At 43.4% G+C, this 23,195-nt stretch carries 18 protein-coding genes and 1 pseudogene; 5 read left to right on the forward strand and 14 right to left on the reverse strand.

Annotated features, from left to right (window positions below):
* Positions 1 to 173 precede the first annotated feature (173 nt).
* Entirely contained in the window at positions 174 to 668 is a 495-nt protein-coding gene (gene rimI / locus PENNN9_RS02690; protein WP_058368210.1) for a ribosomal protein S18-alanine N-acetyltransferase, read from the forward strand.
* A 64-nt stretch (positions 669 to 732) separates the two neighbouring features.
* Here rimI and PENNN9_RS02695 read toward each other — a convergent pair whose 3' ends face one another.
* Genes PENNN9_RS02695 through trxB form a run of 3 tightly spaced genes read right to left on the reverse strand, consistent with a single transcriptional unit; the run spans position 733 to position 3,042 of the window.
* Positions 733 to 1,170 carry a MerR family transcriptional regulator gene (locus PENNN9_RS02695; RefSeq protein WP_058368211.1) on the reverse strand — a complete coding sequence of 146 codons (438 nt, stop codon included), beginning with the start codon at positions 1,168 to 1,170 and terminating at the stop codon, positions 733 to 735.
* 57 nt (positions 1,171 to 1,227) lie between these two features.
* Positions 1,228 to 2,013 carry a leucyl/phenylalanyl-tRNA--protein transferase gene (aat, locus tag PENNN9_RS02700; RefSeq protein WP_058368212.1) on the reverse strand — a complete coding sequence of 262 codons (786 nt, stop codon included), beginning with the start codon at positions 2,011 to 2,013 and terminating at the stop codon, positions 1,228 to 1,230.
* Entirely contained in the window at positions 2,014 to 3,042 is a 1,029-nt protein-coding gene (trxB, locus tag PENNN9_RS02705; protein WP_058368213.1) for a thioredoxin-disulfide reductase, read from the reverse strand.
* Between the two features lie 599 nt (positions 3,043 to 3,641).
* Here trxB and PENNN9_RS02710 point away from each other — a divergent pair.
* Both PENNN9_RS02710 and PENNN9_RS02715 read left to right on the forward strand, forming a co-directional pair.
* On the forward strand, positions 3,642 to 6,923 hold the full coding sequence (locus PENNN9_RS02710) for a DNA translocase FtsK (protein WP_058368214.1): 3,282 nt from the start codon (positions 3,642 to 3,644) through the stop codon (positions 6,921 to 6,923).
* Between the two features lie 182 nt (positions 6,924 to 7,105).
* Positions 7,106 to 8,599 (forward strand): amidase, encoded by a 1,494-nt coding sequence (locus PENNN9_RS02715; protein ID WP_058368215.1) that lies wholly within the window; start codon positions 7,106 to 7,108, stop codon positions 8,597 to 8,599.
* A 31-nt stretch (positions 8,600 to 8,630) separates the two neighbouring features.
* Here the strand turns inward: PENNN9_RS02715 and PENNN9_RS02720 are convergent, their stop codons facing one another.
* The 9 genes and pseudogenes from PENNN9_RS02720 to dapC all read right to left on the reverse strand — a co-directional run bounded on the left by PENNN9_RS02720 (position 8,631) and on the right by dapC (position 17,898).
* Complete coding sequence (locus PENNN9_RS02720; protein WP_082637964.1) at positions 8,631 to 9,512, reverse strand: DODA-type extradiol aromatic ring-opening family dioxygenase; 882 nt, start codon at positions 9,510 to 9,512, stop codon at positions 8,631 to 8,633.
* A gap of 108 nt (positions 9,513 to 9,620) precedes the next feature.
* Positions 9,621 to 10,109, reverse strand: coding sequence for a 23S rRNA (pseudouridine(1915)-N(3))-methyltransferase RlmH (rlmH, locus tag PENNN9_RS02725; RefSeq protein WP_058368216.1), 489 nt, complete (start codon positions 10,107 to 10,109; stop codon positions 9,621 to 9,623).
* A 46-nt stretch (positions 10,110 to 10,155) separates the two neighbouring features.
* A complete protein-coding gene (locus tag PENNN9_RS02730; RefSeq protein ID WP_058368217.1) occupies positions 10,156 to 10,686 on the reverse strand; it encodes a DUF421 domain-containing protein in 531 nt (176 codons plus the stop codon).
* 279 nt (positions 10,687 to 10,965) lie between these two features.
* A complete protein-coding gene (locus tag PENNN9_RS13240; protein ID WP_264752887.1) occupies positions 10,966 to 11,088 on the reverse strand; it encodes a hypothetical protein in 123 nt (40 codons plus the stop codon).
* A gap of 34 nt (positions 11,089 to 11,122) precedes the next feature.
* On the reverse strand, positions 11,123 to 11,482 hold the full coding sequence (locus PENNN9_RS02735; RefSeq protein ID WP_227511701.1) for an ABZJ_00895 family protein: 360 nt from the start codon (positions 11,480 to 11,482) through the stop codon (positions 11,123 to 11,125).
* A gap of 111 nt (positions 11,483 to 11,593) precedes the next feature.
* Positions 11,594 to 13,690 (reverse strand): D-alanyl-D-alanine carboxypeptidase/D-alanyl-D-alanine-endopeptidase, encoded by a 2,097-nt coding sequence (locus PENNN9_RS02740; protein WP_082637965.1) that lies wholly within the window; start codon positions 13,688 to 13,690, stop codon positions 11,594 to 11,596.
* Between the two features lie 59 nt (positions 13,691 to 13,749).
* Entirely contained in the window at positions 13,750 to 14,355 is a 606-nt protein-coding gene (locus PENNN9_RS02745; protein ID WP_058368219.1) for a 3'-5' exonuclease, read from the reverse strand.
* 17 nt (positions 14,356 to 14,372) lie between these two features.
* On the reverse strand, positions 14,373 to 16,391 hold the full coding sequence (locus PENNN9_RS02750; protein ID WP_058368220.1) for a DUF294 nucleotidyltransferase-like domain-containing protein: 2,019 nt from the start codon (positions 16,389 to 16,391) through the stop codon (positions 14,373 to 14,375).
* A gap of 252 nt (positions 16,392 to 16,643) precedes the next feature.
* A pseudogene (dapC, locus tag PENNN9_RS02755) lies at positions 16,644 to 17,898 on the reverse strand (succinyldiaminopimelate transaminase).
* 248 nt (positions 17,899 to 18,146) lie between these two features.
* Here dapC and PENNN9_RS02760 point away from each other — a divergent pair.
* Positions 18,147 to 18,848 (forward strand): hypothetical protein, encoded by a 702-nt coding sequence (locus PENNN9_RS02760; RefSeq protein WP_058368221.1) that lies wholly within the window; start codon positions 18,147 to 18,149, stop codon positions 18,846 to 18,848.
* A gap of 59 nt (positions 18,849 to 18,907) precedes the next feature.
* Here the strand turns inward: PENNN9_RS02760 and glnD are convergent, their stop codons facing one another.
* Together glnD and map are read right to left on the reverse strand one after the other, a co-directional pair.
* A complete protein-coding gene (glnD, locus tag PENNN9_RS02765) occupies positions 18,908 to 21,637 on the reverse strand; it encodes a [protein-PII] uridylyltransferase (protein ID WP_058368222.1) in 2,730 nt (909 codons plus the stop codon).
* Positions 21,638 to 21,838: 201 nt separating this feature from the next.
* Positions 21,839 to 22,630, reverse strand: a complete 792-nt coding sequence (map, locus tag PENNN9_RS02770; RefSeq protein ID WP_413771731.1) for a type I methionyl aminopeptidase — start codon at positions 22,628 to 22,630, stop codon at positions 21,839 to 21,841.
* A 317-nt stretch (positions 22,631 to 22,947) separates the two neighbouring features.
* Here map and PENNN9_RS13245 point away from each other — a divergent pair, with 317 nt between their 5' ends.
* Positions 22,948 to 23,070 carry a hypothetical protein gene (locus PENNN9_RS13245; protein WP_256713909.1) on the forward strand — a complete coding sequence of 41 codons (123 nt, stop codon included), beginning with the start codon at positions 22,948 to 22,950 and terminating at the stop codon, positions 23,068 to 23,070.
* The last annotated feature ends 125 nt before the right edge of the window (positions 23,071 to 23,195 follow it).

Genomic DNA, 23,195 nt, shown 5'->3' on the forward strand with positions numbered 1-23,195 from the left:
ATACGTAAAAGCACTACATATGTAGAAGCAGGACATAAACGCTGGTGTTCACATTAAGATAAAGTTTAATTGATTTAGAGTATGTCATCATTTTGAGGGCAATTTTAGACCTTGCCACCTAGTTGTTGATATATCATAGACATAATTAAAACGATAACATAAGAGGTTAAGCCGTGCTCATTATAGAAAAGCTATCAGATAGCCAAGCACTTATTGAGCAAGCTATTCAGGCTATAGCTACTATCGAGACTCAGGTTCAATTGCAAGATGCGTGGACGTATGAAACATTGGTTGAGCTATTCGAGCAAGATAGTATTGATATGATTATCGTTTATGATGAACCACAAGAAAAGAAGACTAATCATAAAAAGGTAGTTGGGTATTGTTTGTACCAAGTTATGTTTGAACAAGCAGAAATCTTACGTATCGGTACTCGTCCTGATTATCAGCGCCAAGGTGTCGCTTCACGAATTTTTGCTACACTGGAGGGAGAGTTGTTAGACAAACAAGTAGAGAGTTTACTATTGGAGGTACGCGCAGATAATGCGCCAGCAATAGCTTTATATGAGCAGCAGAAGTTTATAAATATCCATAAGCGGCAAGGCTATTATCGTATACCGAATCAGCCAGCGATTGATGCGCTTATTATGCAACGTGTTTATAATTAATTATCATAAAAGAGTCTGTTGCTATTAACAAACAGTGAAGTTGACGCATTTGCAAATAAACCTTTTATGGTTGTAAAGGCAGTTTGTTCTTACAATCGTTAATAGTAAATTTATAGTCATCATCTGCTTTCATACGTTCCAGCATCTCAATACGTTCGGTTAACATCTCTGCCATCAGTTTGATATTGGCTTGCTGTTTGCTCACTTGTTCTAGCTTTTGCCGAGTGAGACTTAATTGCTCATCAAGTCCTAAATTGCCATCATAATAATCATCAAGACTGGTTTTGATTTCAGTGAGTGTAAAACCGATAGCTTGAGCACTTTTAATCAGCTCGATACGTTCAATACAATCTGGATGGAACTCAGTATAGAGACGGGATCCAGCTTGACGCTTACGTGATCTTAGCAGTCCTAATTGATCGTAATGGCGTATTGTGTCTTTGGTAGTATTGGCCTGAGTTGCCAAACTTCCAATCAGTAAAAACGATGTATCGGATGCCATACTAGCCTCGTCGGTCGGTAGTCGTAAAGTGTTTCGTTATTACCATAGCACTGATTTTCACCTAAGTTGCCAAGGCGCTATCGTATTAAGTAGCGATACGGCTAGGGGTTTATGAGAATTTTTTTGCCATTTGACTGAACCGCTGCCAATCAGTGTATCTAGCTGCGCTAAAAAATTAGGGCGCGGTAAAGTCGTTGCGCCTAAGCTCATTAAATGATCATTTGGCAACTGACAGTCCACAAGTGCGACATTGCTTTGTTCGCACAAACGCATCAAGCCCCAAAATGCAACTTTCGAGGCATTAGAGGCCCGATGGAACATAGATTCACCAAAATATATACTGCCTATTTTTAGCCCATAAAGCCCGCCAATAAGTGCGCCTTTCTCGTCCCAAACTTCGATACTATGTGCAAACCCATGCGCATGAAGCTCTGTGTAAGCCTCAATCATCTCCTCGTGTATCCAAGTATGCTCGCCTTCGGGCAAGCCATTATTACGCGGTAAACTACAGGCGTGGATAACGTCATCAAAAGTTTGATTGAGCGTCAGCTGCCAACGCGCACGGCCTGCTTGCTTACGTAGCGACTTGCTAGACTTATAATCAGTCGGTACCATCACGCAGCGAGGATCAGGGCACCACCAAGCGATAGGTTCATCTTCATTAAACCAAGGAAATAAACCCTGCGCATAAGCAGAGATCAGTGTTTGGGGTGCTAAGTCGCCACCCACAGCCACGATACCATCTGGGTCGATAGAGATAGGATTGGGAAAGTCATAACGCCCAAGACTTTTTAAGATCTCAGGCGTGATATGGCTATTATTTTGTTGAAAAAAGCTGCCCATTTAGGCTTCTTTATCAGCAGTTAGGGTCGACGCATAAGTATGATCAGTCGCAGTGGCTTCATTGATAGCATCTAAATATTTTTCGGCATCAAGCGCTGCCATACAACCCGTACCAGCAGAAGTAATGGCTTGACGATAGACGTGATCAGCGACGTCACCTGCTGCAAACACCCCTTCGATACTGGTTTGTGTAGCATTACCATTCAAGCCGCTATTGACGATAAGATAGCCATCTTTCATGTCCAACTGATTTTTGAATAAATCAGTATTAGGCTTATGACCGATTGCTACAAACATACCATGACTATCTAACTGTTTGGTACTACCATCAATCATAGATTCAATGATAATGCCGTTGACACCCATATCATCACCAACCACTTCTTGGACTTTATGGTTCCATTCTATTTTGATATTGCCATTTTTGGCTTTTTCAAATAGCTTATCTTGTAGAATTTTTTCAGAACGCAGGCTATCACGGCGGTGCACTAATGTGACTTCAGAGGCAATGTTAGATAGATATAACGCTTCTTCAACAGCGGTATTACCACCACCAATCACCGCTACTTTTTGGTCTTTATAAAAGAACCCGTCACAGGTAGCACAAGCTGACACACCCAAACCCTTAAATTTCTGTTCTGATTCTAAACCTAAATACTGAGCAGAAGCGCCTGTTGAGATAATAAGAGCATCACAAGTATAACTGCCATTGTCGCCAGTCAGTTGAAACGGACGCACGTTTAAATCAACAGCATTAATATGATCGTAGACCAGCTCTGTACCAAAACGTTCAGCGTGTGCCTTCATACGATCCATAAGCACAGGGCCTGTCAAGTCATAAGCATCGCCCGGCCAGTTATCGACTTCAGTGGTAGTGGTCAGCTGTCCGCCTACTTCCATGCCAGTGACCATAACTGGCTTTAGATTGGCACGTGCGGCATAAACAGCTGCAGCATACCCTGCTGGACCTGAGCCTAAAATGATAAGTTTTTCGTGACGTGTTTCTTGTGTATTATTTTCAATTGACATGTTTTTTCCTTGCTAAATTTGGTAAACAATAATGATGAAAGATTAAAGAGGATGGTGTGCTTTTAATTATATATGATACTAACATAAGGGCCATCACTAAAAAGTGCAAGTTTGCTAAAACTAATATGGGTATTATTAGAATTAAAGCATGCTTGTTGCCGTCCCAAATGTAGTCAGGCAAAAGCTTTCGTGGCTTTATTCTTCAGTAGCGTGAGCTTCGTTATTTTCTTGATGTATCTGCTTACTTATAAATCCGTTATCGATGTGTTTTTTAGACCTCTTTATTAATAACATCGTCCCCAATTGAGCTATGTATTTGTTATTATAAGAAGTTATGCTAGATGCCTAGAGTTTGAGTGACATCTGTGATTAACAGGCAGGCATATTACCAACATAGACCACCAAGCGCCTATTTTAGGTCATAAATGACGACTTTTACGTTATGTATAGCAATGAGATACCTTATAATAGCTGTTCTATTATAGACGCTTTTTATACAAGCTGTTTATAGACACTTGGCTACATCAATCTATGTCAACATGATTAAGCTTAATCATGAATTGACGACTATTTAGTATGGATAACAAGGCAGATTCTACGTGATATCAGCACCGCTTATTGAATATTTAAAAAAAGGCATATTTACCTTTCTTGGGATAATTTTGGCCGTTTATTTGTTCGTTATTTTATCGACTTATACCGGTAATGATCCCAGCTGGTCACATATCAGCAGTGATATGACGACGATTAATAATATGGGCGGCTCAACAGGCGCATGGTTGTCTGACCTGTTCTATAGCTTTTTTGGCTTTGGCGCTTGGTGGCTACTGGCTTTTTTGATTTATGAATCTATCTTGATTTGGTGGGACAATAAGCCGACATTTTGGTTGCTGCGGCTGGTGGCTTATGTCTTTTTAATACTGAGTAGTAGTGCCTTGTTTGCGCAAATCATTGCTTTAGTACAGCAAGTTACAGACCCTATCGCATCAGGCCTTGAAGGCGTTGCAGGTGGCATCATTGGACTTGAGTTGCAAGCCCGCTTGACACAGCTGTTATCGCAGTGGGGAAGTGTGTTGTTTTTGGCAGGCTTTGTCGGTATTACTGCCACGTTTGCGTTCAATATTCACTGGCATAAGTTATATCGTAAGCTTACCGATTTGTCATGGCTTGGCTCAGGTGTCAAAGATAATAGTGTTCAGCATGACTACAGTCAGCAAAGCTCTCATAATCTAGCATCCAATGATGAAGAAAACAGCGCAGCTCAAAATTTAGCTGCCAGTACTAACAACCATACAAGCGCTGAACATAGAGCGAAACAAAGTGCCGATGACTACGAGCAACTACCACTTGAGCTACAAACGGCTGGTGTAAGCCATGCGCCAGATAATAGCAGTCGCTTTAGTTATGCACTGACAGATTTTTTGACCAAGTCAGGTCTTAGGGCTAGCGTGAAAGCGACTGTTGCAGCCGATGCTGCTGAGTCTGCTACAAGTCAGGCTACCTTGTATGACAACTCACAAGCATCAGCTCCTGTATCGAATAATCATACTGAAAATACTAATAATAAAACACAAGCAGTAGCACCTACTATGCCTACTCGTAAAGTTGAGCCTAGCTTTGCGTGGAATGATGCTGGTACGGTTGATGATTTATTGGCAACTGAAGCTGAAAAATACCAATGCGTATCAACATCGACGGCCGCTGTAGATCCTGTCATATCTACACCTGTAGAAACTCATGTAGATTTTGAGCAAGCGGCAGAATATGACGATACAGCGTTTGAAGATAACCAATCTAACGCAATTAAGTCTGAACAGACAGATACGATTGTTGCCGACGAGCAAACACCTAATTTAGATGAGTTGGCGGATAATTGGTTGGCTGAAAACGAGCCTGTAAATGTAGATATAGCACCTTCATTTGAGCCTATGACTTCTTTTGACAAAGGCGCTACCGATCATCTCGAACCAATAAATGACGCTACGAAGAGGGCTGAACATCAAGCTTCACCAGTCGTCGAAGATCAGCCTATAGTAGAAGAGAGAGTAACAAAAACTGATAACGTTGACGCTAAACGCCAGCTAAATGTACAAGAGCCGATGATATCGAAAGATATGACCCCGACCAATACGCCACCTGCCAACCCAAAGCCGGCGCCAAAAGCTGAGCCGGCGGTAGAAAGCGTTAATTCGAGCATCAATGCCGAGCCGTTGGCAGGGTCCAAACCAACGATGAGCTTTGCTGTTCCTGAGGGTGATAGTAGTAACCATATTACTGATATGATGCCAGAAGACGATAGTCGTCTAGATGACCCAGATGCGCCAGTTATGCCTGATATCAGTGATGATGCAGCGTTTAGTCGAAAGTCGCGCTCAATGCAAACCGCCCAATATCGTGCGCAGCTGTCGCCCATTCCAGAGCTGTCTATCTTGGATAAACCAGATCCTGATCGTAAACCAAGCTATACTATTCAGGAGCTTGAACAACTATCAGAGCTATTAGAGATTAAACTTCAAGAGTTCAATGTTAAGGCCTCTGTGGTTAATGCGATTCCAGGGCCAGTCGTTACGCGCTTTGAAGTAGATCTGGCCGCTGGGGTAAAAGCCAGCAAGGTTACGGGTATCTCACGTGATTTGGCGCGTTCATTGTCTATGGCCTCTTTACGTGTGGTCGAAGTCATTCCAGGTAAGCCTTATATCGGCATCGAAGTGCCGAATAAAAAACGCGAAATGGTGCGTCTGATTGAGCTTTTGAATACCGAAAAATACAAAGATCCTAAAGCGCAAATTAGCATGGCAATGGGTAAGGATATCGGTGGCAATCCTATTATCACTGATCTTGCTCGTGCACCGCATATGCTAGTCGCAGGTACGACAGGTTCTGGTAAGTCAGTATTGGTAAACTCAATGCTGCTCTCGATGCTACTTAAATATACGCCAAATGATCTGCGCTTGATTCTCATTGATCCAAAGCAGCTTGAGCTGGCCAACTATAATGATATTCCGCATCTATTAACGCCTGTCGTCACCGATATGACAGAAGCTGCTAGTAGCTTATCTTGGTGCGTGGCTGAGATGGAGCGCCGTTATCAGTTAATGAGTCTGCTAAAAGTACGTAAGCTGAATGAGTTTAACAAAAAGGTAATAGCCGCTGAAAAAGCTGGCAAGCCGATGCTTGATCCATTGTGGCGACCTAATGACAGTGTAAGCATTGACCAAGCACCTAAGCTCAAAACCTTACCGATGATTGTCATTGTCGCGGATGAGTTTGCCGATATGATTATGCAGGTCGGTAAGCAAGCAGAAGAGCTTATCACGCGTTTGGCTCAAAAATCACGGGCGGCAGGTATTCATCTTATGCTCGCCACTCAGCGTCCATCGGTCGATGTCATTACTGGTTTGATTAAAGCCAACATTCCAGTACGTGCGGCATTGCGGGTTAACTCAAAAGTCGATTCACGAACGATTTTGGATAGTGGCGGTGCAGAAGACATGCTCGGCAACGGTGATATGCTGTTTTTAGGGCCAGGACAGATTGAACCAGATCGTGTCCATGGGGCTTATGTCAGTGACGAAGAGGTTAACCGTGTGTGCGATGCATGGCGTGAGCGCGGCGCACCAGACTATATCGACAATATGGCAGGTAACTTTGAATTATCTAGCCCTGGCGGCAGTAGTACTGGCAGTGCATCTGGTGAAGACGATGATCTTTATAACGACGCGGTCGCCTTTATTATGGAAACCCGTAAAGTATCTGCTTCTAGTATTCAGCGCAAATTTAGTATCGGTTATAACCGTGCCGCGCGCATCGTCGATTCTATGGAGGAGGCTGGACTGGTCAGCTCCATGGGAAAAAGTGGTAAGCGTGAACTACTTATGTAAATGCCAGTAGATTTAATTAATAAAAAAAAGCGAGTCGCGAGAGTGGCTCGCTTTTTGGTCAAATAAAGAGAGGAATGAACAGAGTAGTGCTAATAAGGTATCTGTTCGTCTGTTATCTAAAGCGATATACTTGATAGGTTTGATGACCATAAACAAAATTATTTCTAAGCAAGGATGCAAAAATGTTTAAAGAATATACTCAATACGATGCACTAGGATTAGCAGGTTTGGTCAATTCAGGACAAGTCAGCGCCAAAGAATTGTTAGATGCGGCCGTAAACCAAGCTAACAAACTCAATCCCAAGCTCAATGCCATTATTCACCGATTTGATGAGCGTGCTTATGATGCCGCGCAAAAAGGTTTACCAAAAGGCGTATTTACTGGCGTCCCTTATCTCTTAAAAGATTTATCTTTCTATTTTGCTGATGAGCCATTAACGATGGGCAGTCGTAGTGTCAATGTTGTGACCGATTACGATAGCGAAATTGTCAAACGTATGAAAGCCAGTGGCGTTAATACCTTTGGCAAGACCAATACCCCAGAGTTTGGATTGATCATTACCACTGAGCCAAAAGCGCATGGCGCTACCCACAACCCATTCAAAAAGGGCTATAGCTCTGGTGGCTCATCGGGCGGTAGTGCAGCGGCAGTCGCCAGCGGTATTGTACCGATGGCAGGCGCAGGAGATGGTGGCGGCTCGATACGCTTTCCTGCAGCATGGTGTGGTACATTTGGCCTCAAACCTAGCCGTGGCCGCAATCCAATCGGACCTGCATTTGGTGAGGGCTGGGATGGTGCGATCGCTGATCACGTCATTACGCGTACGGTGCGCGATAGTGCAGCGATGCTAGATGCGACTAGCGGCGCTGAGGTTGGCGCGCCTTATGTGATTGCACCGCCCAATGGCACATTTTTGCAAGCAGCAATGCGTGCACCACGTCCGCTAACGATTGCTTTGCACCAGCAGCCACTCATTGCTAATACCGCAGTCGATAAAGAAGTATTGGCAGTCCTTGAACAAACCGCTAAGCAATTGGAGGCCATGGGACATCGCGTTGTACCAGCTGAGCCAAACATTGATATCGAAAAGTTTTGGCATGATTTTATCGTAGTGGTTTGTGCCCATACGGCTTTTACTATCGACGATATTGAGCGCTGCCATGGCAAGAAGCACGTGCAAAACCTTGAGCCACAAACTTATAATATGGCGATGCTTGGCCGTTCATTGTCTGCTGTTGACTTAGTACACGCAAAGCACGGCTGGCATGATAGCCAATACCAGACTGGTAAGTTACTTGAACAATACGACATGATCTTATGCCCTACTGTACCGACGACAGCGGTGAAGCATGGAGTGCTGCCCCCAAGTCGAGTAGACGAGATATTAATGAGCACCTCAGGTTTGTTAAATAAAGGTATTAATATGGGTAAATATACCTTTAGCTCAGGAATGATTGAAAAGCTTAGTCACCCTGTATTGAGCAAAATGGCGTTTACTTTGCTCGGTAATGTCACAGGCTTACCTGCCATGTCACTGCCACTTGGAATGAGTAAAAAGGGTCTGCCAATTGGCATGCAATTGATCGGTCGTATGAATGATGAGACGACGTTATTAAGTTTGGCAGGAGAGATTGAGCGCGCAGGATTATTTACTAAGGCGGCTTTTGAGAAGTAGCTATACCAAGTAATAGGGTTGTAGAATTGATCTAGTCAAAGCGATAGATATCCATTCCAAGGCTATGATGGGCCATGCTTTCATGCACAACAGACACGCGCTGCGCAGCCCCTAGCGCAAAAAATAGCGGCAACAGGTGCTCATCGCTTGGATGGATGTTTTTATAATCAGGATACTGGTGCCAATCTAGCGCGGATGGGATGTCTGTTTTGAGTTGTTGTAACAACCATAACTTAAAGTCTTTGGCGGCAGGATCAACGCTATCGGCCTGCCAGCGTAGCGCTTGCAAATTATGAGTGATATTACCTGAGCCGATGATAAGTATCTGCTCCTCACGCAAATGGGCAAGCTGCGCACCCAGCTGATAAAGAGACACACTATCATAATGCTGCGGCAGAGATATCTGTACGATAGGAACGTCCGCTTCTGGATATAGATGTTTGAGCGGTGCCCAGACACCATGATCACAGACTCGCATCGGATTGGCACTACAAATGATACCGCGTGCTGTCAGCTGCTGTGCTAAAGACTCAGCAAGCTCGACATGACCTTGAGCAGGATACTGTAATTCGTATAACTTAGGATCAAATCCAGAAAAATCATGCCAAGTTTTAGGTCTAGGGTTACTGCTAATCTCAAGCTTAGCTGATAACCAATGCGCAGACATAATAACGATGGCACGAGGTTTGGGTAAGTTCTGACCTATTCGCGCAAGGGCGTTCGTGGTCGCAGACTGCTCAATAGCAAGCGTCGGTGCACCGTGAGATATAAATAATGCCGGCAGTCTTGCTGCATTATTGAGTCCTGCGGGCGCATCTGCCCAAGCGATAGCGCCACTGATTGGCTCAATCGTCTTAGCATGCTTATAAAGATGGTTAAATGGCGTAAGTTTCGCAAATTTCGAATAGCTCATGTACCGTTTATTAGGGCACGTATGGGTTTTTCAATCTATTAAGCTATTCATATTTTATTGCGCTTAATTTTATGACAGGCTTAGTTTACAACATTTGTATCAGCGACTTTAATTACCACGGTGATAAGGATGATTGTGGTTAATGCTCATCGCTCGATATAACTGCTCCATCAATACCACTCGTACCAAAGGATGCGGTAACGTCAGCGCTGACAATGACCATTTTACATCTGCCTGCGTCAACACGTCTTGCGAGACACCATCTGCACCGCCGATTACGAACGCAATATCATCGCCTTGCTGCATAGCATCTGCCAGTTTTTCTGCTAGACTCTCTGTCGATAGCATTTTGCCTTTGACGTCCAGCACCCAAAGCTGTTCACGGGTAGCAGTTGCATGAGCTGCCAAAATTGTTTGACCTTCTTGCTCGCGATACTGAGCTAGATTGGCATCAGAAGGATTCTTGGCACGTTTGGCTGCGGTAAGCTCAACGATTTCGGTGCTGAGCATAGGTTGGATACGTTTATAATATTCGTCGAAGCCGCTTTGCACCCACTTGGGCATTTTATTACCAATGGTTAAGAGTCGTGCTTTCATTGCCGCTTGTTCCTTAGTTTTCTTTGATTTATTTCATTGATTCTTGCTAATCCGTCAAAGGCGATAGTGTCTCGGAGATAGTATCTGAATCTTGATTCTTATTATCTTTAGTAATGACAGTTAACTTGGCGTCAGACTCAAAGACAATCGCTTCAATATCATCCAAGCTGCTAATGCCTTCAGAGCGCATAGCACACTCAAGCTCTTGGCGAGTCAAGCGTTCAGCACGCATGGCATCTGGTAAATATTGCCCTTGATAAAAAACGATGCGCGGATCAGATAATATAACGCTGCTAAATTGCGGTGAAATTGCCGCATATTTGGTCACCAAAAACTGCAACAAGTAAAGTACCAATATTGAGCTAAACCCTTCAATAAGCGGGACCTCTTTGAGTAAAATAGTACTCGCACCCAGCGAGCCAATCATCACGGTAACAATCCAATCAAAGTTGTTTAGCTGTGAGGTAGAGCGTTTGCCAGAGACTTTTGTGGTTATCACCACCAATACATAAACCATGACTGTAGTCAGGACAATACGTCCAAGCTTATCTATACTGTCGAAAAAGAGCATGTCCATCGTATTTACTCCTATTAATAATACAAAGTATAGTCAATTAAAAATAAAACTGTCATAAGTTCAAAAGCGCTACTGGTATAATTTTTCCTTGCTTGCTGCGTTCCCAGAGGCTGCGCAAAAATCATCCCAGTAGCGCTGTAACACTTTTAAATTGAATATACTATATTTCAAATTCTTAGATTGCTAAATTAAGTGTAATCTAACTAAAGTCAGCGTAACGGAATTTACGTATTAATAGTGCAAAAATTTTGTAGTGCGTTGTAGATAGACTGTCAATCTTTATGGCGCTTTACGTTTTGGATCAAGCAGACGGTTTATGAGTAATATACTGATTCGTGCACTGATAAAAGTGAGCACCAATATCATGACTAATGCAGAGAGTAGAGGCAGGGGCTGCTGCATGGTCATCTCAAGTAATACCTCGCGGCTTACTGCATCAAATAATAAGAACCATATTCCCAAAAAAATAAATGGCAGTAAGCAGCCATACGCTAGTCACTCCGCCGAGCATCAAGCGGTTGATCTCATCTCTATTTAGCACTCGCTTATGATGTTTGATAAATTTATTCACAGCGATATAAGTACCGATGATGATAGAAATCACCGTCACCAGTTGCGAATTTAGCGCAATTTGGGTTTGAATCATCATAAATATTGTGCTGGTAAGAATATAACCAACCGCAAAAAAACCGATATATTGAGCCATCTTAGGTTGGTTCAGCTGAGAGTTATGTAGCTGATCATTGCGGGCTGTTTTGACAGTAGACTTGCTAAGATTGGTTGTTTTGCGTGACATAAGATGACCTTTATAAAGGTAAAAACATACAGTTGATATAAATAAGTAGCCGATAAAAGCGGAACAGAAGCTAGAGACTGGTAGTGTAGTGCTATTTTTCGCAATAAAAAATCAGTGCTGTGCGGTCCAGTCGAGCATCGCGTCTAATACTGGTCTGGCAGTATAAGTGTTTAGCGCCTGCTCGGTATTTATCAGGCCGACGACGACATAGTCTTGTCCAGACGCTCCTTTGACATAGCCTGCCATCGAGGTGACATTATTTAAGGTGCCCGTTTTTATCCATGCACGGCCAATCGCTGCTGACTCAGGTAAGCGCTCGCCATGAGCAGCAATAGTGCCGCTGACACCCGCGATACCTAGAGAGTTGACATAGGCGTCAAAGCTTGGGTGACTATAAGCGTAAGTTAACAGCTCGCTTAAGTTGGCCGCTGTAATCGTACAGTCGCGGCAAAGTCCTGAGCCATTGGTCAAGTGCGGCGGCGATGTGCTTAGATGGGTTTGCCACCATTGGTTGATGGTTTGTAAGGCAGCAGGATAGCCCGTAGCAATAGGCTTACCAAACTGGTATAAGCTGTTTGTTTTACTGTTTATTATTTTATTATTGTTCGCTTCATCATTGTTTGTGCTGGGCGTCTCAACAGTAGCGATGTTTGCTTTAGCAGTCTTTGATTGAAAGGCATTTGCTTTGTCGTAAGCCCCAATCGATAGCGCCACTTGCTCAGTCATGACATTGTTAGAAAAGTGATTAATGTCATAAATTTGCTGAGTTAGATTTAACGACGGATAGCTGACAAGAGGTAGTGGTGACATAGGAAGCGTTGCCAGACTACGTGTTGGTTTTGTGTTTTTTGCCGCAGTATAAGGGGTTTCTTGAGTGATAACGTTTCCGCTCAATGTATTGCCCAGCTCTTGCCATTTGGCGGCGATGACGCGTGCCGCAAAATCTTTGGCATCAGGATACGCGACATAAAAAACATGTTCTTTACAGCTAGTTGGTAGAGTAGTATTTAAGATTAGCTGTTGCGATTGCCACTGAGGTGCAAGGCTATAACTAGCTTGACCACAGGTAGCTGAACGCGTGTTTATCGTACTAGGCAATTGATAATTTGCTAGTTTTGGTGTGTAAGTGAGGCTTGCTTGTCCCTCATTTAATGGATAGCTTTTGATGCCGATAGTGCTAAAGTTTACCAAAAAACCATCAGGGCTGGCATTATAAGGTCGCAGCGGTGCGTTATCAAAGGCCGCAGGATCTTTGCCAACATTTTTAAAAACTGCGCTGTCGATGATAATGTCACCGTTAATATGACGAATACCTGTTGCTTGTACCTTATAAAGTAGCTGCTGCAAACGCTCATGGGTCATTTTGGGATCGCCACTTCCCTGAATAATCAAGTCACCAAGGAGCCGATCACCGATAATAATACCCGTATGATAAACACGTGTCTGCCAGACAAAGTTAGCACCTAATGTATCTAAAGCAATAAAGCTGGGCACCAGTTTCATCGTGCTGGCTGGCGTGCGCGCGATATCTGGTTGATGACTTAATAAAGGTGAGAATGAAATTTTGATCGTTGGCGTAGCAACGTTAGCACTACTGTCTTTATCAGTACTTACATTAGCACTTACATGGGCATCTTCATCGCTATTAGCATTGTTAATAGATTTTGAGCTTACATTATCTGAGAGTACTGTTGGAATGCTCTCTAGACTTTGATAAGTATAAGGATCATCCGTATAAGCAAGCAATTTTTGCTCATGTTTTTTAATCGTACGCTTCTCGATAGTAGTCAAAGTAATCTGCTGACTGACATCATTTTTGACATTATTGTTATTGGTTTGCGCCGTTTTTTGACTGGTGCTATTGGTCTCAGAATTGGTGCTTGCAAGCTGAGTCTGAGTATCATTGTTGTCAACAATATCGCTGTCAATAACCTGAATCGGAGAGGGTAGTCGACTTGCGTTTTTATCCCCCACTGGGGTAATGATAATACTAATATCGGCTGCGGTTAAATCTGCTCGCGATAGTGCTGCTTGGATAGCGTCTGGTAGGGCTGCCTGTGCGTGAAGTGGCGTTATGATAGCTGTGGCAAATAGTGCAAGCGTTGATAAGCGTTTGCTAGACTGATTAAGCGGTCGCAAATAAGTGCAAAAAAGCTTCAGTTTGGCAATCGTTGTAGGAGGCGTGTAAAGTTTGAAGGTGAGTTGCATGAATGGTCTACCATCAGGTGGCAAAAACCGCATATATTAACATGAATTGGCGACGAGCTTTAACGTACATGCAAAAATGCCATCGCTGTCATGATGGCATCGTTATAAGCATCATGCGTGCCAAGCTCAGGAATATCATAATGCGCCAAGATACTGGTCAGATGCTGTGATTGACCGGAGAGGCCTTGGGTTTGACCGCTTACACGCCGGCTATATAGGTGCCGCACATCAATAACATCATTGGGTAAAGTAGTGCCCATATAGCGTTTTACCAAGGGATTTAAAAAGCCCGTATCTATCTTTGGACAGAATCCCACTATTGGACGATTATCAATAAAAGGTAATAGTAACTCGAGCATCTCATCGTAGCTCATCCCGTTTTCGACATCAGCGGTACGCAAACCATGAATCACAATGGTATCACGATCAGGCATCACAGGCGGTTTGCAAACTAAGTGCATGCCATTACCTGTATCGATAGTATTGCCATTGATATGAATGGCTGCTACCGATAATAAGTGATGCTTTTTAGGATTGAGCCCCGTCATCTCACAGTCTATCGCGACCCATTGCTCAGCTATAGGCTTGTCAAACATCGATGCCAGCTCAGGACGCTGCAATTGCGACTTTTGCCATGTAGCAGACAACTGCTTTAACCAACTCATATCAGTCGAATATCCCTCTATGATGCCTCTAGTTGATAATGCTGCCGCAGCTGTGTTTTAAAGCTTTTTACCACGGCAAGACACTCTTTTAATAGGTCGCGCTCTAGCGCTGATAAGGTAGTTGGGTCGACGTGCCGTGCATACTTATCATCTGTAGAGAGTGCAACCGATAAACGCTGCGCCATAAAGAACTCTAAAGCTTCTGATAAAGTGTCAGCACGCTCTTGGTTTAAAGCGCCAGCTTGTACCAAAACTTTGAGGCGACCTTTAGTGCTAGGTACTTCTAAAATATCATTTTCTAATGCCAAAGCACGAATACCATGCACCAGTGGAAAAATACCGGCTTTTTTAAGGTCAATATCATGCGAGCTGGGTTTACCGCTTAATAACGGCACAAACTTTTGCCACCATTGATTGACGTCACCGAACTGGAGCGCCGCCCGTACAAACTGCCGTACAAACATCCGATCTGATTGCCGATGCGCCGTTTTTAGATGGTCACGTATATCGTTTAGCAGAGATTCATCGCCACAGACGTACTCACCATCGAGTATGGCGGATAAGTAAATACTGTGCATCGGATCGGTGTTTTTGAACCATAAGCTGATTTGGGCTTTAAACGGTTTTAGCGGTTGTCGCCACATTGGGTTATTCATCATAATCTTGCCATCGCATAATGGATAGCCAAGATCTGCTAAGTGGTTATTAAAGGTATCGGCAAACTGCGCCAAATCAGGATGAGTAAAGCCATCACGAATGATGAGCGCGTTATCTTGGTCAGTACGCATGATTTGCTCACCGCGACCCTCTGAGCCCATCACGATAACGCAGGTATTTGCTACAACTTCATCAGGAACGATCAGTTTCCAAAGCTTAGTAAAGACTTGCGCATTTAGCGTTTGCACCATGCGGCTAACAATACCAATCTTGACTCCGTTTTGATGCTGCGTACGAATATAGCGACCGATGAGTTCGACCGCCGTATCTAGGCTGTTTAAGTCCTTTGCCTGTTCAATTTGAACACTAATAAGCTGTGAGTGGTGACCAAGATAAGCCAATACATCGCTTTGACCCAATACCCCGACGACCTGACCTTTATTATCGATGACAGGTAATCGGTGAATACGGTAGCGAGTCATGGTCATTAGCGCATCACCAATCTCACTGTGCGCATTGATAGTGCGTAGGTTAAAGCTGGCAAAATACTGGCAGGGAGTGGTGGCAGGGTCTTGTTGTTCGCTAACAGCGCGGCAGATATCAGTATCAGTCAAGATACCAAGCTCACGATCTGAACGGTGGGTAAGGCTATGTTCAGTTTCAATTTCAGGCTGAGAGATATCTTCAGCATTGTTAAGTATATCTATGGGTTGCTCTAATAAATGACTCTTTGGACGTACCAGCACATGCTTCAGTCCAGCCTCGGTCATGATACGCGCAGCTTCATGTAGGCTATGGTCAGCGTCGATAATATGTACAGGCAGTAGCATGACATTAGTGACTGGTTGTAGCATGATTTGCTGTACTTCTTGCTGCGCCGTATAGCTTCCGGCATTCAGACCCAGTCCTTGAGCTGGTGAACTACGTCGTTGCCGTAGTGCCTTTAACCTCTCAGGCAATTTGTCTGATAGTAATTGGCGGACCAGATGATTTTGCGCGCTGATTTTATCGATAGCGGTGCCACTGATTTGGAGCAACAAAGTGTCTTCATGAGCAATATACTGATAAGTATCAGGATAAGGCTCATTGTCTTGAGTTTTTTTGATATGGTGTTGCGATTCAGGTGTCCGGCGACCATCAAACCAGTCGTTACTGTTGAGTTGATCGGAGTGATTACTACCGAAATAGGAAGCGACTAACTCATCCGCCAGTGTTTGGTCAATCTGCCCTTTTAATACCACAAAAAAGTTGTGTAAGTCATCGCTAGATAAGGCTTCATTTGCGCCAAGATAGCGAACTTGGGTGTTTTTTTTGAGACTTTGTCGTTCAGTGAGACGCAGGACGTCAAATGGGGGCTGGGTAAAATCAAGATGGGGCATGGCATCATCCTTGATAGCGTCGTCCACACAAGCAGTTTATCATCGCAAACTCAATGACTAAGACAAAGTCATAAAAAAGCTGAGCTGCATAGGCGACTATAGTAAAACGATATTGTCTTACTATAGCACTATCTTGCCCTTTATAACATTATTGTTAATAGGGATATGAGAGCGACTAAAGATAAGAGCGACGCTATGATGATAATTGAAAAATACAAAAACTCATCCGGCAGTTGCTGAGCCATTTACTGATTATACAGATGACTTGGTATGCTCCGTTAACAATTTACGAATACGCTCAATTGCCTCACGGCTCTCTTCAACACTAGCAACCAGAGCGATACGGACATAACCTTGACCGGGATTTTTACCATTGACTTCACGTGACAAGTAACGCCCAGCAAGCGCATGGATATTGGCTTGCTCATACAGTACTTTAACAAAGACTTCGTCATCACCATCGAACTGTTCAGGGACTTTTACCCAAAAATAAAATCCAGCCTCAGGCATACGTAAATCTAGTAGCTCGCCTAATTCTGCCATCCACAACGCAAATTTTTCTTGGTATAGCGCCCGATTATGCGCCACATGTTTCTCATCTTGCCAAGCCGCGATAGAGGCAATCTGATGCGGTATAGGCATCGCACAGCCTTGATAGGTACGATATTGTAAATAAGATTTTAAAATAGTCTCGTCGCCTGCGATAAAGCCTGAGCGTAGACCGGGGAGGTTTGAGCGCTTCGATAATGAGTGAAATACGACGCAGTTTTTAAAAATCATTACGACCAAGTTCGGCGCAAGCTTGTAGCAGACCAATAGGCGCTTTGTCAAAGTACAGTTCGCTATAGCACTCGTCGCTGGCGATAATAAAGCCGTATTTATCTGACAGACGGATAAGAAACTCCCAGTCATCCATGGTCATCACAGAGCCGGTCGGGTTGTTTGGACTACAGACGAATAAAAGCTGCGTTTGTTGCCAGATATCTTTCGGCACAGTGCGATAATTGCCTTTAAAGTCATTGTCCAATGTGCAAGGTACAAAGTATGGCGCCGCTTGCGCAAGTATCGCAGCTCCTTCATAAATTTGATAAAAAGGATTGGGCATGACGACGATAGGATCACATGGCTTATTATCTGTCTTGTCTTCTAGCTTAGCTGTATTTTCGTCGTGACTCACCACCGCTTGTACAAAACTAAAAATAGCTTCGCGCGTGCCCATGACCGGCAGTACTTCGGTATTGGCATCGACGTGATGCAAAAAAAACCGCTTTTCGAGCCAATGCGCAATGGTTTGACGCAGCTCAAAAGTACCATTAGTAGTCGGATATCGACATAGTTTGTCTAAGTTTTCTTGTAGCGCGTCCAGTACAAATGTTGGTGGCTTGTGTTTTGGTTCACCTATGCCAAGCTTAATCTCTGTGTAGGCAGGGGCTGGAGCGCTGTTTGCTAAAAGAGTCGCCATTTTGGCAAACGGATATGGATGTAAACGCATTAAGTTGTTATTCATAGATTAGGTAACTATAATAGGCCATTGATAATAAAACTATAAAGAAAAATTACATTCAGACAGTGTAGCACTTCTCTTATTTTTTGTCTTTTCCTTCTTGCTTTACATTCGCTGTCATTGTCTGAGCAATTATTTGTTAAGACGTTCAATGACTTAGCTGTTGGTCTTATCACTCGTAGCTTATAAATAACAACAATAGATACAATGCTTACCATAGATTATGGCAAGCCATTGTTAGGATGATTGATATGCTTAAAGCTTCTAGAACTAACCGTCTTGATATCGACATGCTCGATAATAGTGCCAACGACGTTGAAAACAGTAGCAGTGATATCGATCTACAAAAAGCCAGTTTTTGCGAGCAGCTAAAACAGCGTGAACAGCAATGGTGGGAAGCGCGTCAGAGCCTTATTGCCCTAGAAGAGCGCTGGATGTTTTGGTTTGGAGATAATAGTCTAATTATGTGGCTATTATGGCAATTGGTCAGCTATTTTGTTGTGGCTATCGTTCTTATGCTACTTAGTAGTCTATTAAATGTAGAGCTGTATTTGTGGATGTATATGGCTGTATTTGGTGTGCAGACACTGCTATTTGTAGTGATGTTGTCGTCTAAAGGACGTTTGGCAAATCGTTTGCAAAACAATATCGATAGTGCAGATCTGGTACGCGAACAAGCGTTGAATGAGATGTATATACTGGCATCAGATATTATTTTACCTGCTATTCATGCCAGTGCGCCCATCTCTTTACAAACGATTTATGAGCGTTATAAGTCACATTTGAAACTGGCAAGCCTGCAACGACTGCTCCAAAAAGAAGTCGAAGCTGGGCGATTGATATTAGGAGAGTATCAAATAGAAGCAGAAATACTGCCACCAGAGATTGCTGACGAAGAGCTGTCACCTTATGCTGATAAAATGATCTATAAAAGCCTGATTGCTATATCTTAGCACCATACTACTTAATTAGAACCGTACCCTTTAAATCGGTTGATAGCAGTCACGCCAAGCTAAGAGTGGCTGCTATCTGGTAAGACACTGATACTAGCAATCAAAGCGGCTTTTAACGTATCAAGTTTGTCTATAGATAAGGGCGCGTCGTTTTGATCACTAAGATAGAACATATCTTCTGCGCGTTCACCTAAAGTTGTAATGCGAGCTGCATGCACTTCAATACCTTGCTGTAAAAACACCTGTCCCACTCGGGCCAAAAGTCCTGGCTGATCAAGCGTCTGTAAGCTCATGATATGCTGACCTGAAGCCTCATTAAACTCAAAGCCAATAACGGTCGGCACATCAAAGTGTCTAAGCTGGCGCGGGATACGTTTTTGCGCAAGCTTGGGGGTTGTAGGGTTTTTAAAGGCATTGACCAAACGCTGCTTTAGCTCTTGTTGGCTGTCCTCATCTTTTAGTAATGTACCGCTACGATCAAGTAATACATAAGAGTCCAAAGCAAAGTCACGGGTCGCGGTAATGATTCGGGCGTCTAGTACATCAAGATTCATCTGATCAAATACTGCCATGGTAACGGCAAATAGGTTGGCTTGATCTTGGGTATATACAAACACTTGCACAGCATCTAAAGCCAGCTCCCGATGCTCGCGTAATACGACTAATGGCGTGCTATCAGCATTAGAAGCATAGCCGATAGGAGGATGGTTTAAGATGGCTTCGGTATGCCATAAGATATCTTCTGCAATCTCGCGCAAAAAGTACTCATCCCCTAATTCATTCCATAATCTAAGCACCTCATCACGATTCATATGTTGATTATCAACGTTATCAAGCATCGTCAGCGCTTGCTTACGTGTCGCGCGAATCATATCTTGGCGGTTGGTCGGTGCGTCAATATCGGCGCGTAAAATACGCCGCGTTTGTGAGTATAATTGTTTCATCAAAGTCGCCCGCCAGCTGTTCCAAAGCTGCGGATTTGTAGCGTTCATATCCGCCACTGTCAGTACATACAAGTGATTGAGATGAGTGACATTGCCGACCAAATCAGCAAAGACAGTCACCACCTCAGGATCTGATATGTCCTTTTTTTGCGCAGTCATAGACATGAGTAAATGATAGCGCGTCAGCCAGCCTACCAGATGAGCATCGGCTTTACTCATACCATGCGCCAAACAAAACTCAATCGACTCAGTCTCTCCAAGCTGACTGTGATTACCGCCGCGACCTTTTGCAATATCATGGAACATCGCTGCCAATACTAAAATCTCTTTGCGCTCAATACGCTGATAAATCGCACTAACCAATGGGAAGTCTTCATAAAAACGCGCGTCGGTAAAGCGGTGCAAAATTCGTATCAAAAATAGCGTGTGCGCATCGACCGTATAACGATGAAATAAGTCATACTGCATAAGACCGGTCACTTGCGCGAAGGCGGGGATATAATTACCCAGTACCCCGTAGCGGTTCATCGCACGCAAACGATGAAACAGATAATTCTGCTCTTTTATATTTTCCAAAAACAACGCTTGATGTTCAGGATTGTCACGGTAGGTCTGATCGATACCACGCGCGGCAATTTTTAGTGCGCGCAGAGTTCGAGTTCGAATACTTTTTATCCCATATTGTCCCATGAGTAAAAACATCTCTAAAATCGCTTCAGGGTGCTGAGAGAACACACGATGATGGGAGATGGCAATTTGCTCACCGACCTGATTGAAGAGGGCGTTTAGAGGGCGCTTAGTTGGCTGCTCGTGTTCTGGTAAATGCGGTTCTATGATGGTTTCGTAGTAATGGTTGATGAGCATCTCAGACAGCGTGGATATTTGCATTGCACAGCGATAATAGTCACGCATAAAACGCTCAACGGCGGCATTGGGTTGATCATCTGGCTGCGTCTCATAACCCATCCGCTGCGCAATATCACGCTGATAATCAAACAGTAGCTTATTTTCGTTGCGACCAGTCATCTCATGCAAATAATGACGTATCTGCCATAAGAAGCTTTCAGCAAAGCTTAGCTCATCGAACTCCTTTTCGGTCACAAAGCCTTGTTGTACCAAGTCATAAAGCTTGCTGACTCTAAAGTAGCGCTTGGTCACCCAACCGACGATATGAATATCGCGCAGTCCGCCTGGCGCTGTTTTGATGTTGGGCTCAAGATTGTATTCAGTAGCATTATGCCGAATATAACGCGCCTTGGCTTCATTGATTTTTACTTCATAAAAATCTTTTTGGGACCATAGCTTATTGACGACATCTACAGGAATGCTCTTTAGCGCTTCATTACCGATTAATAATCGTGCTTCTAGTAAGGCACTGGCAACCGTATGATCTGTTGCAGCTTCCAAGCAGTCATCGACACTACGTACCGATAACGCAGGCTCTAGTCCAATATCCCATAGCATCGCTACCAATCTATCAATCTTACTGCTAACGTTCGGCTTTAACTCATTAGGGGCTAATAGCAAGATATCAATATCTGAGTATAATGACAGCTCATTACGCCCATAGCCGCCAGTTGCAAATAATGCCAAATCCGTCTTGTCCAACTCAAACCACGTAAACAACGCCATCAGCAAATCATCAATGGCATCGCTACGAGCGCCAACCAATTGACGAATATTCGCTCCACGCTCAAGGGCGCGGTTAATATCAGTATTAATTTGGGTCAACCATTTGGGTATACCAAGTAAAGACTTCTCCGTATCAGATGATGAGACCGTATCTGACGCAGGAAAAGAGGGTAGCGGAGTGAGGTTAATAGAAGCAGCATCGAAAGAGAACATGAGCGTTATCCAATCAAGAATTCAGAAATAGAGATTATTAGAAATGAAAAGCAAATAAAAGTATAAAGGTAAAAAAGTAGCAAGCATGATGCTCAACGTGTATCTATCGACTAACAATGATAATGGCCTAAAGACGATGATAGCCTAAAGCCGATAATAATAGTCCAAAAAAAAAGACCGCCTAAGCGATCTTTATTTATATCATTGGGTCAAAAAGCTTAAGTCTTCTTCAGGGCGAGTGGTAAACACCTCACAGCCGTTATCAGTCACAACCATCGTGTGCTCCCATTGCGCTGACAGCTTACGATCTTTAGTAATGGCTGTCCATTCATCCGGTAGAATCTTGGTCTGCCACGTGCCTTGGTTAATCATTGGCTCAATAGTAAAGGTCATGCCAGTCTTAAGCTCGAACCCTGTGCCTTTTTTGCCGTAGTGCATAACTTGTGGCTCATGATGAAACTCATTACTAATACCGTGACCACAGAACTCACGTACAATACTAAAGCGTTCAGGCTCGACCACTTCTTGGATAGCAGCACCGACATCACCCAAGCGTGCGCCATCTTTGACGACACTCATGCCTGCATAAAGTGCGTCTTGTGCCACTTTACAGATACGCTGCGCCATGATGGAGCCATTACCAACGATCCACATTTTTGAGGTATCGCCATAATAGCCATCTTTAATCACGGTCACATCGATATTGATGATATCACCGTCTTTGAGCAGTTTATTTTCGGACGGGATACCGTGGCACACCACATGATTCACTGAGGTGCAGATTGATTTTGGAAAACCATTGTAGTTAAGCGGTGCTGGAATAGCCCCTTGCTCATTGACGATATAATCGTGAGCAATTTGATTGAGCGCTTCGGTACTGATACCGACTCTGACGTGCTCATCAAGCATCACAAGTACATCGCTGGCAAGCTTACCAGCAACACGCATTTTTTCTATGGCTTCAGGGGACTGAATAAGGGATTTTTTAGTCATCATTATCGTACTTATAGTTATAGAATTAATGTAGGTACATTATAACATAAATGCACGGTTAACGGCTCTGCCATAAACGCTAGCAGTCACGGTGTTTTTCGATGAACGCTTGGCTGGCTATACCGTTATGTAACAGCAATGATAGTCATAAATATTTTTGATTAACATTAAATAACTGATAGCAAAGTAGATGATAGTTGTTATTGAAGCTCAAACAAGCTAATGTTAATAGTGAGAATACAGACAGGTATCATAGGTCTCATGCAATAAGAAACTTACCAACGACGATATTTAATCAATCTACACGAGGAGTACCAATGAAAAATATGACCAAAGCAGTAGTGACTAGCCTTGTAATGTTAAGCGTACTAGTAGGCTGTCAGTCTTTAAATTCACAGCCAACTAGCCAGCCTGACATTACTGGTACAGATGTTATTTGATCAAAATTATGTAACAATAATCTTTGCAAAAGACCTCGCTAATAAGTGGGGTATTTTTTTGTGTTGGTTTTAGATAAAATATCGAGTGATTAAAAATAGCGAGTGATTAAGAGTGTTGAGTGATT

The organism is Psychrobacter sp. ENNN9_III (genome assembly GCF_001462175.1).
Lineage (GTDB): Bacteria > Pseudomonadota > Gammaproteobacteria > Pseudomonadales > Moraxellaceae > Psychrobacter.